At 43.2% G+C, this 15,825-nt stretch carries 12 protein-coding genes; 3 read left to right on the plus strand and 9 right to left on the minus strand.

Features of this window, described 5'->3' with window-relative positions:
• Positions 1-55: 55 nt before the first annotated feature.
• Entirely contained in the window at positions 56-1,288 is a 1,233-nt protein-coding gene (locus ATB76_RS19865; RefSeq protein WP_010452181.1) for an OFA family MFS transporter, read from the minus strand.
• Between the two features lie 576 nt (positions 1,289-1,864).
• Here ATB76_RS19865 and ATB76_RS19870 point away from each other — a divergent pair.
• Complete coding sequence (locus ATB76_RS19870; protein WP_038867876.1) at positions 1,865-2,227, plus strand: hypothetical protein; 363 nt, start codon at positions 1,865-1,867, stop codon at positions 2,225-2,227.
• A gap of 56 nt (positions 2,228-2,283) precedes the next feature.
• Here the strand turns inward: ATB76_RS19870 and ATB76_RS19875 are convergent, their stop codons facing one another.
• The 4 genes from ATB76_RS19875 to ATB76_RS19890 form a co-directional block, all read right to left on the minus strand.
• The gene (locus ATB76_RS19875) at positions 2,284-4,152 is read right to left on the minus strand and encodes a M48 family metallopeptidase (RefSeq protein ID WP_061035996.1); all 1,869 of its coding nucleotides are present in this window, start codon (positions 4,150-4,152) and stop codon (positions 2,284-2,286) included.
• Complete coding sequence (locus ATB76_RS19880; RefSeq protein WP_061035997.1) at positions 4,152-4,742, minus strand: LemA family protein; 591 nt, start codon at positions 4,740-4,742, stop codon at positions 4,152-4,154. Before ATB76_RS19880 ends, ATB76_RS19875 begins: the two co-directional genes overlap by 1 nt.
• A gap of 226 nt (positions 4,743-4,968) precedes the next feature.
• Entirely contained in the window at positions 4,969-6,336 is a 1,368-nt protein-coding gene (gene dcuC, locus ATB76_RS19885; RefSeq protein WP_061035998.1) for an anaerobic C4-dicarboxylate transporter DcuC, read from the minus strand.
• 376 nt (positions 6,337-6,712) lie between these two features.
• The gene (locus ATB76_RS19890; protein WP_061035999.1) at positions 6,713-7,837 is read right to left on the minus strand and encodes a fatty acid desaturase; all 1,125 of its coding nucleotides are present in this window, start codon (positions 7,835-7,837) and stop codon (positions 6,713-6,715) included.
• 297 nt (positions 7,838-8,134) lie between these two features.
• Here ATB76_RS19890 and ATB76_RS19895 point away from each other — a divergent pair, with 297 nt between their 5' ends.
• The gene (locus tag ATB76_RS19895) at positions 8,135-8,683 is read left to right on the plus strand and encodes a GNAT family N-acetyltransferase (RefSeq protein ID WP_038867865.1); all 549 of its coding nucleotides are present in this window, start codon (positions 8,135-8,137) and stop codon (positions 8,681-8,683) included.
• A gap of 75 nt (positions 8,684-8,758) precedes the next feature.
• On the opposite strand, the gene ATB76_RS19900 is transcribed toward ATB76_RS19895, so the two are convergent.
• Entirely contained in the window at positions 8,759-9,376 is a 618-nt protein-coding gene (locus ATB76_RS19900) for an HAD family phosphatase (protein WP_039977003.1), read from the minus strand.
• Between the two features lie 309 nt (positions 9,377-9,685).
• Here ATB76_RS19900 and ATB76_RS19905 point away from each other — a divergent pair, with 309 nt between their 5' ends.
• The gene (locus ATB76_RS19905) at positions 9,686-11,731 is read left to right on the plus strand and encodes a hybrid sensor histidine kinase/response regulator (protein ID WP_045419543.1); all 2,046 of its coding nucleotides are present in this window, start codon (positions 9,686-9,688) and stop codon (positions 11,729-11,731) included.
• A gap of 98 nt (positions 11,732-11,829) precedes the next feature.
• Here the strand turns inward: ATB76_RS19905 and cqsA are convergent, their stop codons facing one another.
• The 3 genes from cqsA to ATB76_RS19920 all read right to left on the minus strand — a co-directional run bounded on the left by cqsA (position 11,830) and on the right by ATB76_RS19920 (position 15,659).
• Complete coding sequence (cqsA, locus tag ATB76_RS19910; protein WP_081094943.1) at positions 11,830-13,131, minus strand: alpha-hydroxyketone-type quorum-sensing autoinducer synthase; 1,302 nt, start codon at positions 13,129-13,131, stop codon at positions 11,830-11,832.
• A gap of 297 nt (positions 13,132-13,428) precedes the next feature.
• Positions 13,429-14,373 (minus strand): ribosome biogenesis GTPase YlqF, encoded by a 945-nt coding sequence (gene ylqF, locus ATB76_RS19915; RefSeq protein WP_038867858.1) that lies wholly within the window; start codon positions 14,371-14,373, stop codon positions 13,429-13,431.
• A 320-nt stretch (positions 14,374-14,693) separates the two neighbouring features.
• A complete protein-coding gene (locus ATB76_RS19920) occupies positions 14,694-15,659 on the minus strand; it encodes a peptidoglycan DD-metalloendopeptidase family protein (protein ID WP_061036001.1) in 966 nt (321 codons plus the stop codon).
• Between the last annotated feature and the right edge of the window lie 166 nt (positions 15,660-15,825).

Genomic DNA, 15,825 nt, shown 5'->3' on the forward strand with positions numbered 1-15,825 from the left:
CCTTTTTCGAATCAATTTCTGCAGATCTACTAGATAAATAGAACTGGACTGGCAATTAAGCGTTTTTCAGTTGTGCTACTTTCGCTTCAGTCAGTGGCTTAGTGATGAACGCCAGTACGATACATACCGCCATCATTGCCGCTGAGATCGTGTAAGCAAGCGTGTAACCGTCACCGTTAGTCATTGAGAAACCAACAACAGCAGCACCGATTGCACCACCGATACCCCATGCTGTGTATAGCACGCCGTAGTTAGTGCCGTAGTTCTTCAGACCGTAGAATTCAGCCGTTAGAGTAGGGAATACTGCTAGAAGCGTACCGTAACCTACTGCCGCGATTGCTGTACCGATGATCAGCGTGAACTCAGTCTTGAACGTTGCGAACAGAACCATGTTGATGCCCTGTAGAACGAACGCTAGAAGAAGAGTGCGTACGCCGCCGATCTTGTCTGCAAGCATACCTGCTGCTACACGACCGCCTGAGTTAAATACCGCAAGGATAGACGCTAGGTAAACTGCGTTTGGTAGGTTCGCTTGAACACTTGCGATAGTCGTGATGTTACCGATGATCATTAGACCAACAGAAGCTGCGAACGCGTACATGATCCATAGAGAGTAGAACTGTGGCGTTTTAAGCATTGCTTTCCACGTTAGGTCGTCAGACTTCTTAACAACCTTCGGTGCTTGACCTTCTTTTACTTTAGGCTCTGCTGGCGTGTAATCCGCTGGTGGGTTGTTGATTGTTGCTGCTAGAGGAACAGCGATAGCAAGGATACCAACACCAAGAACTAGGAAGCTTGTTTGAATGCCCATGCTGTCGATCAGCGCAGAAGTCACAGGAGCTAGGTAGATAGCTGCTAGACCGAAACCTGCTGCGATGATGCCGTTAACCATACCTTTCTTAGATGCGTGGAACCACTTCATTGCTGAAGGAGAAAGACACGCGTAACCAAAACCGATACCTGCACCAGTGATCACACCGAAAGTGATGTTCAGCATTAGAGGCGAGTTAACAAAACCAGACGCAATCATGCCTAGACCTGTAAGAACAGTACCTAGGATAAGGATCAAACGTGGGCCCATACGGTCTTGAAGAATACCTGCAACAAGAAGACAGATAGAGAAAGTAATAGTTGCAGTCGCGTAAGGTGCAGATGCTTCTGCTGCGCTCCAGCCTGACTCTGTCACTAGTGCTTTGTTGAATACACTCCAAGCATACAGGATGCCAAGACAAAGGTTGATACAGAATCCTGCTAACAGGATGCGCATAGCTTTATCAATCTTGCTCATTTTTGTTCTCAGTAATACCCCTAGGCAAATAGCAAAGAGGGGTCGGTTTAAAGATAAGGTTTGCTCAAAATAAGTTTGCGTTTTTCAACACATAACGTAATGAGCGCGGATTATAACCAATAAATGTGTGATTGGAATCTCTTTTTACCCCTGTCACTAAAAATAATTTGAAGCATTAAAAATGTTTGTAATGGGATGGTTTTATATATGAAGAAAATGTTGATCTAACGTAAAGAATCGCTGGTTTGGTAGTGAGATCCTAAGTGAAACAAGGTGGATAGCGTGAAGCTGAGTGTTTGGTTCACAGTTTAAGCAAAAAGTTTCAAAATATTTTAGTGTTAATGTTCTGTAACAAAAGTGGGCAAAATAGAGACTGTTTTCTGTAAGTGCAGGAACTAAAGGGTTTATAAATTAGAGAATGTTAACTGCTTGTAATAACTTAATTCGGAAGGATGGAGTGAACATAAATTGAACAAAAATTGTGCTTGTAATTGCTAAATAGATAAGCAAAATAGGGCGCAAAATGAGTTTTCATTAATGAAAGGATGCTTTTCTCTACTTGTAGTGAGGTGACTTATGAAATTGTTCTTATTACTTATGGCTTCTGTTTCTGCAGGTGTTGCATCAGCAGATCACATCCATTCATTCATGCTAGGTTTGTCTATTGCAACACTTGCCGTTGGCAGTTGCTACTTCTTCGCATTCCGTAGCTCCCGCTTCCCACAGCTTGCTTTGTTCTTATTGATCTGTGGCATGTTGTCTAAGCTGACGATTACCGTAGTTGGTGTAATGTGGGGGATGTCAGCTGAGTTGATTACTTCTCCAATCGTGTTTGCTTTGTCTTACTTGTTCTTCTCGTTAGCGGTAACCTACTTGTGGTTCAGCTACCGTCAAAGCATTACTAAGATTCCAGAGCGCTTTAGAGTCGCGACAGCGTAAAACCGTTTACGAATATAAAACGCCAGCATTCATTGCTGGCGTTTTACTTTGTGCAGTTAAAGCGTCACAGTCAGTGGCGGTTCTGGCACTTCTAAGAAGCATGCTATCACTCGATACAATTCGCCTTCTGCGACGGTAATCTTGCCGTCAGACTCAATAGCCAAACGACACGCCTCAACAAACTGGCGTCGTTGAAGTGGCTTAAGTTGCAGCAACAACTCCAGTGCTGCGCGACTTAAGCGCCAGTCGTTATTTGGTTCTACTAGCGTGGTTTCTGCAAACCCTAGCGATTTGAGCGAAGCGTTGAATGCTCGCTGCGCGCCTTCGTGCTCTGAATGGGTGACCCATGCCAATTCACGTAGTAACCAGTGAACGCTTTCTTTGAGCTGCTTAAAGGTTTTGTTCTGGCGAGTAGAACCAAATGGCGCAATAAGCTGCTTTTCTAACAAGTTAATGACGCACCATTCACCTAGTGAGTAATGATTATCGGTTTGAGACAATTCACGCAACACTTGGCAAAGTCTACTTTTCTGACCTTCACTTATCGATTTAAGCGCAGGGAGAGCGAGCTCTAGTAGAGGAAGCCTCAAATGTAGGGGCAAATCGTAATCCAGCCACGGTAACAGCTTTGCGTGCGAGACCATTGGAATATGACCTTTAATCATCTCACGTTGCACATCACTACCATTAAAGATCAGAAGCAATGCAATAAAGCGCGAACTGTAGGGTTCACGCGCAATGTCTACCAAGCCTTGGGGCAATTGGCTGATAAGCAGTTTACCCGTTTCACTTAGCTCTGAAGAAGTTTTTGTTTCAACTTGAGTTTCAAGGTGCGTAGAACCAAAGTCGGCATCGGACGAAAACCCACTGACTTGTTCATTTCCAAACGCTGAAGCGTGGTTCTGACTTCTGTGTAAAAAGCTGCCGTCCCAGTTAGGTTCGATGCGACGGATTCGCTCTTCCAGAGGTGGGTGAGTAGCGAAGAAGCCGGTGAAGCCAGACAAACTGCTTTGCCCAAACATCATGTGGCTCATTTGGCTGCTCGCTTGTGCATTTAAGCTAGATCCAGATGCGTGACCGCCAATCTTCTTTAGAGCACCTGAAATGCCTTGGTCATTACGAGTAAACTGAACCGCACTCGCATCGGCTAAGAACTCCCTTTGTCTTGAGATTGCCGCTTTGATCATTGAACCAAACAAAGTGCCAACCCAGCCTAGAATCAAGCATACAATCGCTATCAACATAATGACGGCAAAGCCTTTATCTGAATCGGAAGAGCTTCTTGAGACGCGACTGGTGTGGTATGTGTTGTCTAACACTAGATGGCCGAAATGGGCAATGCAAGTGATGCCAAACAGAACCCCGATTAAACGTGTGTTCAGGCGCATGTCGCCGTTTAAGATGTGGCTGAACTCATGCGCAATCACGCCTTGTAATTCATCACGTGTGAAGGTGTCTAGTGCGCCTTGTGTGACACCGATTACAGCATCATCAATACTCATGCCAGCGGCAAACGCGTTGATGCCTCGTTCTTCCTGCATCACATAAACAGGAGGAACGGGAATCCCTGACGCGATCGCCATTTCTTCTACCACGTTAAGAAGTCGCCTGTGTTTGGCGTCTGTTGTGTTGGAGGAAATCAGCTTGCCACCGATGCTTTCTGCAACGCCTCGGCCACCGTTTGAAGATAAGTCAGATAGGCGAATCATCGAACTTATTGCTACGATCAACACGACACCCGCAAAGCACAATAAGACGTAGCTAATGGCTGTGTTTTGATCAAATGGCTCACCCGTCACCCCATAGTAAATACCAATCGATAGGACACTGACCAAACCTGTAATGACAAATACCGCTAAGGAAAACAGAAACACCAAAAGCCCGGTACGTTGACGTGCGGTATCTTGATGGTCAAAGAAATCCATTAGAACTCAACCTTTGGCGCTTCTTGGATTGCTTCGCTGTCTGCAAACTCCAGCAGCTTACCGTCTTGGAAGCCAAACATATTGGCAAACAGAACGGGTGGGAAAGTTTGCTTGTAGGTGTTGTAGCTGGTCACTGCATCGTTAAACGCTTGGCGAGCAAAAGCGACTTTATTCTCTGTGCTTGTCAGCTCTTCTTGCAGTTGGCTCATGGATTCGTTGGCTTTCAGTTCTGGGTACGCTTCTACAACCACATTTAACTTGCCTAGTGCATTTTGTAACATGCCTTCTGCTTGTGCTAATTGGCTAATGGCTGCGTCGCTGTCTGGTGCGTTACTGGCTGCTTTCAAACCGGATATGGCTTGGTTTCGAGCTTGAATCACTCGCTCAAACGTTTCTTTCTCATGCTCCATGTAGCCCTTTGCTGTACTAACAAGGTTTGGGATCAGGTCGTAGCGACGTTTTAACTGAACCTCAATTTGAGCAAAGCTGTTTTTAAAGCGGTTACGTAGCGTCACTAGCTTGTTGTAAATGCTGACCGCAAACACCGCGATAAGCAAAATGATGACGATAAAAACAATAAGTGAAGTCATAGTAAGTTCCATTTTTTGAATGTATTGGAACGTTATATAAGTAGCTGAGATATTAAGCAAATTAGTCTGGCTTATAATGTGCTGTGTTTTGTAAATAAGAGACACATTGCGTATTCAATACGGAGTATCAGGGGGAGGAAAAGTGTTGACGAGGTGTGTTGAATCGATGCAAAAAGGCTCGACATAGAAGCCGAGCCTTTGTAAATCGCTGTTATACAGTCGGTGCTTATGCCGTCATTGGTACAAGAACCATCGTACCGATGATAACCGTAAGCAGACCAGCTAGAACTGGTACTGATGTACGTTTCACCACCTCGAATGGGCTGATGTTTGCCATACCAGAAGTCGCAACGATTACACCAGATACTGGCGAGATAGTACGACCTAAGTTAGATGCTTGTAGCATTGGAATGATTAGGAACGCAGGGTTAAGACCCATCTTCGCAGCCAGTGAAGGAGCAAGCTCTACGAACGCGTAGAATGGAGCGTTACCAGAACCCGTCGCAATCGCAGCGGCAACAGTTAAACCCGTTAGGATAAGCATGAGCGCAATGCCGCCCGCACCCGCGTTGTCTGCAAGGTGTAGTAGGTTATCGATAGCGCCAATAGACATTAGACCTTGTGCGAATACGCCCGCCGCAACCAACAGCATGACTACACCTTTGAACGCGTCTGCCATACCGGCATAGCATGAATCGAGATCTTCAAGTGACTTCTTACCGTCGAACTTGTTCACCACATAGTGAATCACTGCACCTAAGAAGATAGAACCTACCACGATAGTGTAGATGTCTAGAGTCAGTCCAGGAATCGTACGACCGTTGAATAGGAATACACCGATGATTGGAAGGAAAGGAAGAACTGCGTAGAACGCTGGCGCATCAGCTTTGATTTCTGATACGTCAATTTTTTCCATTGGTGTGTTGTCTTTCTTATCTAGGTATTTATTCCAGTAGAAAGCTGCTGCAGCCATTACGATGATTGCACAAATAGACACAGGCAGTACGGTTTGAACCGCGAACACGTCAAGCGCTAGGCCTGATTTTTCCGCAGCGATGACCACGTCCCCAGATGTTGGTGAAAGAATGATTGCCGCAGGTGAAGCACATACTGCAACCGCTGCAGGGCGAGAGATACCCATAGCCGTCATCATCGGGAACAGGGTTGCCATCAACAAAACGCCTAGGCCAGTTGCTGAACTCACTGCAAGAGACATCAAACATGCCACGATGTAAGCCGCTACCAAAAGGACGTAAGGAGACTTGATAACAGAAAGCGGTTTAGAGAACTGTTTTACTACAACATTGTTTGCGCCGATGTGTGTCATGTAAGACGCAAAACCACAAAGTAGCATGATTTGCATACCTAGGCCACCACCACGGTATTGAAGCATGTATTTTACGTACTCTAGTGAGTCCGTCACCATATTACCCGTTGAGGTTATTTTTGATGGCAGAACGTCATGGCCAAGCAGACCTGTCATAAGAAGCAAACTGATACCTGCGGTTAATAACACGCCAGCGGCTTTGTAGCCTTTGACAATGAAATAACCCACAGCAATGGTCACTGCCAAGCCAATTAAGAGCTCTAACATAGGGTTGTCTCCAGATATTATGAAAAAAAGAAAGAAACTGTTTCAGTTTATGACAAGGAAATTTACAGAATTCTTTCTTGTGGCACGAGACTAAATTAGAGCTAGCATGATCTAAAACAAATAATAGATTAATAAATAATTGCGCTGGATTATATTGTTTAAATTACGTTTTGTAGGTGTTATGCACTGGTTTTATTGATTTTAAAGAAAGGAAAATATGAACGATTTGTCGAATAAAAATCGTACGAAATGATTAAAAAGTAGGAAAAGCGATAGTTCGAGCTAGATCACATTAAAGGGGCTTGATTGAACAAAAATGCTCCGAATGAACGGAGCTTTTGTTTTGACGTCTTTATATTGAAGCGCGAGTTACACGTTATGCGTAGCGTCGCACTAGGAGGTTCCAACTGCGTTGTTGACGTTCAAATTCTTCCTTAATTTGTTCGTATTTCAGCTTTGATACGGAACGTTCGTACTTTTTCACTACCGTTGCTGTTTTCTCACCAAGCACTTCTTTTCGCGCTTCATAATATTCTTGCATGTGGTGTACAAGTGCATCGAATTCCTGTTGAAGTTGGTCTCGAATCGATTGGCTATTCGGTTTCGTTTCTAACTTTTCTTTTGCCTTTTTCAGCAACTGAGTTGCGCGCGCTTTTTCGATACGGAAAGTCGATGTCGTACGAAGTTTGGTTGTTAACCCCAGCCAAGAGCATGATTTTATCAACCATTTCGTTGGGTCGTAATGCCACCAGTACACACCATTTCGGTAATCGTTCTCAAAGATATGGTGGAAATTATGGTATCCCTCACCAAAGGTAAAGAAAGCCAAAATACCGTTATCACGAGCCGTGTTTTTGTCTGTGAAGGTTTGCTTGCCCCAAACGTGCGCCAATGAGTTAATAAAGAAGGTAGTGTGATGGCTTAGGAAGAGGCGAGCTGCTCCAACGATTAAAAACATTCCCAATACATCGCCATATATCAAACCCAATGCGAGAGGAAAGCCAATATTGGTCAGGATTGCGAGTGGAACATAATATTTATGCTGCCACACGACGACCTTATCGCGTTTCAAATCACGACAGTTGGTGTACTCGTTTTCTTTCGATTTATTATAGTCGCGTAGCATCCAACCAATATGCGAATACCAAAATCCGCGTTTCGCTGAATACGGGTCTTTGTCATTGTCATCTACATGTTTGTGGTGAACACGATGATCAGAAGACCAATGCATTGCACTGTTTTGAAGAGAGAAAGCACCACCGATGGCAAAGATGAATCGTAAAACTGGGTGAGCTTCATAGGTTTTGTGGCTCCACAGACGGTGATAACCCGCGGTAATGGAGAGATTGGTAAAACTAAAGGCGATGATACCCCAGATCAGATGTTCCCAACCTAATCCGTTGTGGTATGCATACCAAGGCAATACAACAAAAGTCAGAATGAAACTGGCAGAAAATATCAATAGATTCAACCAGATAATGGGCGGTTTATTATGCGTCACGATGTGTCCCTAACTTTGAGCTAACAACTGTTCGCTAGAATATCAGCGTACACGTGTAAGTCAAACTAAAGTTAGACGACTTTGTATCGAGTTGTGACTGCTCTATCGCTGCACAATGTTTATGATTTATCGCGCTTATTGGTGGGATATTTTGCTTTTAAACGAATAATGAGTAGTATTAATCAATGAGCTATGGCGTTAGATTTGTAAAATCTGCCAATAATAAGACCGGAATGAGGTGGAAAATGCCAAAGCTCGATAGAGAAGCAAAGAAATGTAAGAAAATAGGAATACGTAATGGAATTACGATTAGCGGAATATAAGGATTATGAACGCATCGCGCAGTTACACGTGGACAGTTGGAAGCGACATTACCGTGGCATTCTGAGTGACGGCTATTTGGATAGCGAAGCGAGTGACGACAAATTACTGATTTGGCAAACGCGTCTGACAAACCCTCCATTTAACCAACACATCGTATTAGCAGAAGAGGGTGGTCTTCTTCTTGGTTTTGTTTGTGTGTTCGGTAATCATGACTTTGAACGTGGCAGCTTCATTGAAGCGCTACATGTTGATGGTGGTTATCAAGGGCGTGGGATCGGCAAACAGCTTTTACTTGCGGTTGCGGAGTGGCACCAACAATATTTCAAAGACAGTGGTTTATATCTTGAGGTAGTTTCACAAAATGAACCAGCGGTAGAATTTTATCAGCATATCGGCGGGCAAGAGTGTCAAGAGCGCAGTTGGAAAGCGCCTAGTGGAAATGAGGTCATGGAAAAAGTATTCCGTTGGTCCAGTGCTCAATCCTTAGTGAGCGGGATTGAAGAAAACGTAATTTATTCTTAGACATTACTCACGTATCAAACATGAACGAGCAGCGAATTCGCTGCTCTTTTTTATGGCTCACAGGAAAGCAGAAAATTAGAATATTAATCCAAGCTGTTTCAAGGCAGTTTCGCATTGTTGAGCATTTTCAAACTGAATTGCAGCCATACCAACCGCTTTTGCCCCCTCTACGTTATAAGGCATATCATCAAGAAACACCGTTTCTGAAGCAACAAGTTGGTGAGCCTCAAGAAGGTTCTGATAGATTTCTGGTTGAGGTTTCAATAACCCCAATTCGGCAGAAACCGTCGTGCCATCGAACAGCGGCCAGAATTGATACGTTGATTTGAGATACTCAACAATTTCTACCACGTTGTCGGTTAACGCATAGACGCCATAACCCGCAGCTTTTAAACGTTTCAGTAAATCGACACTGCCGTAAATCAGCAATTGTGTTTGTTTTACATAATAAAAGAGTCGTTCACAATCTGTTGCTGAAAGTTGCTTCTCTTGTTGATAACGCTGTTTGGCTTGCGACTCACTAATCAGGCCTTTATTTAAATCCGTCCAAATTGAGCTTGTGAACAGATCTTTGACGAGCCATTCCACATCGGCATCATTGCCAAAAGTGAGTCTAACAATTTCGATTGGCGACCATCTAACGAGTACATTTCCAACATCGAATACGACATTTTTGATTGCTATTGGTTGCATAGGCTTCCTTGTTTGATAAGTTGAGCCGGTGAGAGCGTGTTCTCTCTAGAAATTGATGTTGCACGGCTTTCCTGCATGAGACATTGCGCGAGTTCGCGTTTTTGTTTATTTAATATTCGAATTTGCTTAATTATTAATTTTGTGAATATAACGAGCTGAATTTAAAGTAGAGCGTCGCGAAATATTTGATTGAAGTCTCACTGCTTATGCTCCTTAAGTAATATATAATTGAAGGGCAAATAGAATGAAAACAAAGCAAACCATAAAATTAGTCAACAACGTTAAGGCTTAGTTAATAAAGTATTCAATATGGACGCGATTCGCAAAGTTTATCAGTACGCAGAACCAAACCTAACGCTAGTAGGATGGATGGGCTTTGTTGGATTCCCAATCTATTACGTGGTGTGGGAGTTTATGTTCCCGCAACCCTATGAAAATCTACCGCTACGTTTACTGTGTTCCGTTTTGTTCTTCGGCATCATTGCTCGTAATCGTATGCCTTTTCAATGGCGCCGATATTTACCTGCTTACTACCAAGTTGCGGTCACACTTTGTTTACCTTGCTTCTTTTTCTACATGTTGTTGATGAATAATTGGTCCAACGTGTGGGTCATGTCCTTTATGTCGGCGATATTTCTGCATATTTTGTTGGTACATATTACGCGAGTAATGTTTGCTCAAACATTTACCGGGATTGGACTAGCGACGTTTTTTGCTTGGGTTGCTCAAGGTTTCCATTTAGAACTCACGATGGATTGGACTCACGTGCCAATCTTTTTGTTTATTTACCTGTTTGGCAACTTGTTTTACTTCCGTAATCAGGTCGAGCACGAAGCAAAGGTTTCTTTGGCTAAGTCTTTTGGGGCTGGTATCGCCCATGAAATGCGCAACCCTCTTAGCGGCTTACTAACGTCGATTGATGTTATTCAATCCGTGCTGCCCAACCCTAAACAGGGGAGGAAAGAACAATATGTTTTAAGTGATGAAGATGTGACACTGTTACGGGAAGTGAGCGATGACGCAATGAACATCATTCACTCTGGAAACGAGACGATTGATTTGTTGCTTACCTCGATTGATGAAAATCGTGTCTCTCGCTCAACATTCAAGAAACACTCGGCACAAAGTGTCGTGGAGAGTGCTATCGAGAGCTTCAGCTATAAACGTTCGACAGACCGTTTTGCTATCTCTTTGGATGTAAGAAGTGAATTTGATTTCTTAGGTAGTGATACGTTGTTGAAGTATGTGATGTACAACCTATTCAAGAATGCCTTTCATCATCGCAGTTCCGAAGATTTTCATATTCACGTCACCATGTACAGTGATGAGGTCGTGAACCAAATTGTTGTTACGGATAACGGTTCAGGTATTCCGAGCGAGGTGATTCGCAGCATCTTTAGAGATTTTTACACGACCGGTAAATCAGGTAATTATGGATTAGGATTGCCATTTTGTAAGAAGGTCATGCGTTCATTCGGCGGCGACATCAAGTGCCAATCAGAAGTTGGTGAATGGTCTCAGTTCACCATGACGTTTCCACTGATTACCTCAAACTCGGTTAAAGAAATTAAAAATGAGCTGACCAAGCTGAAGACCGTTTTAATGGTTACGGAACAAAATATATTGGTTGCAAAAGTTACTGATATTGCGCGCTTTATGGGGTTTGAATTGACCGTTTTGGATATTGCGTCAGCCCTCAAGAAGAAAGAATATGAGTTCGAGTTTGACCTTATTTTTGTTGATATGGAAAGCTTGGATTCTAGAGGAAGTCACCTCGATAAAATTGAGTCTTTGCTATCGTTCACAGAAGCTCGTATCGTCTATTTGTTTGAGCACCATCCAATAGAACGAGTTCGTAATGTGAGTTTTGACGCGATTTGGGTCGAAACTCAAGCGTGGCTCTTGAACACCAAAGCCACTATTGACCGTTTGCTCTATGATGCGAGCTATGTTGTCACAGCACTGCCAGTGCGCCCTTTAGACGCGACAAATAAGCGCACAATAATGGTAGTTGATGACAATGAATCTTTACGAAAATTCACCGCAATGTTGTTAGAAAAGCAAGGTTTTGATGTTATTCAAAAAGAAGATGGACAACAGGCTTTAGATGCGTTGGATACCGATAGCATCGACCTTATCTTGATGGACATTGAGATGCCAGTAATGGATGGCGTAGAGGCGTCACGACGTATTCGTGGGGCAAATAAAGCGTATTCGGCTGTACCTATTATTGCACATACTGGTGATAGTTCTCCGGTAACATTAGATAAGATTGGTTCTTCTGGGATGTCTGATTTTATTGTTAAGCCAGCAGATAAGAACCGACTCTTCGATAAGATTGCAAACTGGATCTAACTGAAATCAATAACGAGTAGAGCTCAGCAACACGCTGAGCTCTTTTATTTTAGCGGCAATATACAACTTCCATTCAAAAGGGCCGTTGTCTTTTCTTATTATACGAACTCTAATTCTGGATGGTTAAACGCCTCCTGGCATACCGTAAGCACGTGGTCAATGTCTCGTGGTGTCATATCGGCGTTGATCGAGAAACGTATGATGTTTTTGTTCTTTCCTGTTGCAGGGCGACAGAATACTGCGCCAAAAACATCACGGTCTTCGAGAAAGTCACGCACACGTTCAGTATTTCGTTCGCTACCGCACTCTAAGGCAACAATTTGAGATTCGCTCCGAATATTAAACCCAATCTGTTTTAATCCAGTTCTGAGCTCTTTGGCGCGCTGAAAAAGGTCTTTACGTTTATGATCGGACCCTTTAATGACGTCCAACGTTTTCTCCAAGCGAATCACTTCTTGAGGCAATACCGTCGAGCTAAAAATCGCTGGATAAGCAACAAAAGGAAGTGTTTTCGCGAGTTTTTCTGGGCCGAGAATCGCTCCTGCTCGATAAGCAAAGGTTTTTGCCAGACTGACAGTAATGAAATCGACTTTATCAGTGAGTTCCAGCGCTTTTACCAAGCCAGAGCCGTTAGGCCCGTGTGTTCCTAATGAGTGGGATTCATCCACCACTAAAGCACAATCAAACTCACGCGCCATTTCGTAGATGTCGTGGAGTGGGGCGATCGTACCAATCGTGCTATAGACCGAATCTACCACGATGACGCCTGAGCCATGACGCTGGATCTGCTTACGCAAGTGGCTCATGTTGTTGTGCATGAATGGTTGCGCTTGCGCTCCTGCTGCCCGAATACCTTCCCACAATGACATATGCGCAAAGAAGTCGATATAGACCGGTGTTTCAGGCGGACAAATGGTCTGCAGCAAACCAATGTTAGCAGCCCATCCCGATTGGGAAAGTAAACAACTGCCCATACCAACATAGTCGGCTAACAATGCTTCGAAAGCAGGCTTGGAGGAATCGTCTTGTAAGAAGATTGCTGACATCACCACGTTATCGTCGTGTTCAACGATCGCATCCCGATGTGTTTTCTGGATTTGTTCGTTATGAGACAACGCTAGGTAGTCATTACTTTGCATGATTACCGCGTTGCTTTTTGGACGTTTACCAAGAACCAAGTGCTTTTGGTTCTCGTTTTGTTCAATCAAATCTTGAAGGTAAAAATCCAGGCGTTCCTCAACAAAAGAAGGAAGTGGTTTCGTTTTCGATTTATCACTCATAATAAGTTCTCTTCGTAATACAGAAAAACGCCAGCGCTGACAGCTATATAGTTTGACGAATATGAATGAACTGTCATTAGTCAAGTTGCATAACTTTGCGTGTCCTTGCAAACTCGGCATTTAAGGGTTGGGTGAGGTTTGTAACTCCTTACCATTCGGGGGTCTAACTAAGATCGTGCTTGAAAAATAACCGTTAATTTACGTAATAAAAATTAATGATTTTGTTTGATATTTCCTACAAAACTTAACGACGAAAGCAAATTACAAAGAGAGAAAGGGGGGGGCTTTTAGAGGTCTTAGTTCCACAAAATGTGAGAACGAATGTCTGACTTTTACGAAAAGAAGAATATATTTTTGATGCAAAAAAGGCGCGATAAATACGCGCCTTCAAAACGATGAGTATTGAACAAGTGTTGGTTAGCGTTTGTTACGAAGGTAACGCTTGCGACGCTCTTCTTTACGCTTGGCTTTTTCTTCTTCTTTACGCGCGGTTTCGATTTCTACTTCGATTAGCTCTTGAGTGATCATTTCTGGAAGCTCTAGAGTGATTTGACCTAAAGTGCCTTGACGCAGCTCGTGAAGAAGGATTTCAGATACTTTGTGAAGGTCTACACGTCCACCCGCACGTAAAGCACCGCGACGACGCCCAATCTCTTCCATTATTTCGATATCAGATTCAGGAAGCTCTTCAATTTGGTAGCGCTCTTTTAGTCGTTCAGGGTAATGAGCGGCTAAGTATTCAACGGTATAGAAGGCGACTTCATCATATTCCATTGCCGTGTCTTTTACTGCGCCAGTTGCTGCCAGACGGAAACCACTGTGTGGGTTTTCTACTTTTGGCCACAGGATCCCCGGGGTGTCAGAAAGAACGATACCATTTTGAAGGTTAATACGTTGCTGACGACGTGTAACCGCCGGTTGGTTGCCTGTTACTGCGATAGTTCGACCCGCCAAAGCATTGATAATGGTCGACTTCCCAACGTTGGGGATACCCATGATCATGGTGCGGATGTTTTTGCCGATTTCTTCGCGATGTGGAGCAAGCTTACGTACTAACTCCATAATTTTTTGGACTTCGGGCTGTTGAGAGGTAGTAATGGCAATCGCTTTTACGTTGTGTTCTTTCTCGAAATGGTCAATCCAAACTTGGGTTAACTCTGGATCCGCGAGATCACGTTTGTTCAGCACTTTTACTACTGGCTTATCTCCCTTGAGCTCCGCGATCATAGGGTTTTCACTACTAAAAGGGATACGAGCATCAAGCACTTCAATAATGACATCTATTTGAGGGATTGCTTCTGCAATCTCTTTTTGGGCTTTATGCATGTGGCCCGGAAACCACTGGATAGAGTTGTTAACCATCTGAAAAATCGCCTTACTGTTTCATGGTTATGCTGGTGGGTTATTCGTCTTATTTACATCACGTATGAAGATGTTAAGGGAGTGGGGCTAATTATCACCACTCGTTACCACTACAGCGAGCATGTGATGATCTTAACACTTTATTGGGGGAGCGGAAATGTTAGAGCAAGAGTGACAGGAAGATATTTAACGACTTAAGCACTGCTGGCGCTCCGATTTGGTCACTTTCGAATCGAAGCTCACAGACAGTGACGAGATTTTAGGTATTCACTAGCCAAGTTCTGTGTTGCGATGAACTGAAAAAAGAAACCAAAACGATATTAAGAGGCGTATTTATGTAACTCTTTAATGAGCTCTACACGCTCTTTTCTTGCCGCCAACATCATTTGCATGTTTACGGGGGGAGCAGGGTTGGTTCTGATTCGACGAGCATAATCAACAGGAACACCATCAACGATCAGCTCTAAATGCAGGTGTGGACCGGTTGTTCTTCCCGTATTACCTGTTCGGCCAATGGTTTGTCCTTTAGTGACATTGTCACCCACACGAACGTCGCTACTAGATAGATGTAGATAACGAGACATTGAGCCGTTGGTGTGACGAATATTAATGTAGTTGCCCGCAAAGCGGTTATACCGTGATTTAACAACAACACCGTCCGCAATACTCTGTATCGGTGTACCAATTGGGACTGCGTAATCGGTGCCCAAGTGTGGGGCAATCAATCCAGTGACTGGGTGTTTTCGTTTTAAATTGAAACCAGAGCTAACTTTGTGCTTTTTTGCTAGTGGAAATGAGTAATATGGCTTGCGAATTAGCTTATTGCCATATTCATCGTATGCGTTGTTTTTGCCATCACTAATAACGAAAAAATCTCTTTTACTACCGGAATAGTAAAAAGAACTAATGTATTTTTCGTTATGCCTATTAGTTCGGGTTTTTATTGAAAATTTATCGCCTTTTCGAACGGAGCCAATAATGTCAAATTCGTTTTCAATTAATTTCAGTAGTGATTTTATTTCTTTTTTAGATAATCCAGCGTTTATCAGAGATGTTACAAACGAGTAATCAATGCGGCCTGTTTTAATGGTCGTGCGACGAAAGTTAGTTTTGTATATTTGGCGAATGTTGCCGTGAATTACTACTTTAGGAACAATAGCTTGAATCTCATTCCTGGGGGAGAGTAATTGATGGGTAACTGACACACCCGTAACGATCGCTAGCGCAATGATAATAAGGGGTAGAGCAAAGTTTTGCGCATGTTGTCTTAATATTAAACTTGTCATTAAAATAAAACTGTGCTTAGAGCCGAAAAATTGAGGGGAGTATAATATTTAAAATAAAATCTTACACGCCGTTATAGCTAATTCCTGTGTTTTTACTAATTAAATAACGATAGATGTGAAGTAGCGCTGCTAAAGAGGTTTAAAACTACCTATTTTCTTAGCGTTT

Source organism: Vibrio sp. MOR3 (assembly GCF_001557775.1).
Classification (GTDB): Bacteria; Pseudomonadota; Gammaproteobacteria; order Enterobacterales; family Vibrionaceae; genus Vibrio; species Vibrio jasicida.

What these genes read in the sequence shown, in the direction of transcription:
- ATB76_RS19865 (WP_010452181.1), bottom strand. Translation starts at nt 1,288, where the DNA reads ATGAGCAAGATTGATAAAGCTATGCGCATCCTGTTAGCAGGATTCTGT.
- dcuC (WP_061035998.1), bottom strand. Translation starts at nt 6,336, where the DNA reads ATGTTAGAGCTCTTAATTGGCTTGGCAGTGACCATTGCTGTGGGTTAT.
- ylqF (WP_038867858.1), bottom strand. Translation starts at nt 14,373, where the DNA reads ATGGTTAACAACTCTATCCAGTGGTTTCCGGGCCACATGCATAAAGCC.
- ATB76_RS19920 (WP_061036001.1), bottom strand. Translation starts at nt 15,659, where the DNA reads ATGACAAGTTTAATATTAAGACAACATGCGCAAAACTTTGCTCTACCC.
- ATB76_RS19900 (WP_039977003.1), bottom strand. Translation starts at nt 9,376, where the DNA reads ATGCAACCAATAGCAATCAAAAATGTCGTATTCGATGTTGGAAATGTA.
- ATB76_RS19870 (WP_038867876.1), top strand. Translation starts at nt 1,865, where the DNA reads ATGAAATTGTTCTTATTACTTATGGCTTCTGTTTCTGCAGGTGTTGCA.
- ATB76_RS19905 (WP_045419543.1), top strand. Translation starts at nt 9,686, where the DNA reads ATGGACGCGATTCGCAAAGTTTATCAGTACGCAGAACCAAACCTAACG.
- ATB76_RS19895 (WP_038867865.1), top strand. Translation starts at nt 8,135, where the DNA reads ATGGAATTACGATTAGCGGAATATAAGGATTATGAACGCATCGCGCAG.
- ATB76_RS19875 (WP_061035996.1), bottom strand. Translation starts at nt 4,152, where the DNA reads ATGGATTTCTTTGACCATCAAGATACCGCACGTCAACGTACCGGGCTT.
- cqsA (WP_081094943.1), bottom strand. Translation starts at nt 13,131, where the DNA reads ATGCCGAGTTTGCAAGGACACGCAAAGTTATGCAACTTGACTAATGAC.
- ATB76_RS19880 (WP_061035997.1), bottom strand. Translation starts at nt 4,742, where the DNA reads ATGACTTCACTTATTGTTTTTATCGTCATCATTTTGCTTATCGCGGTG.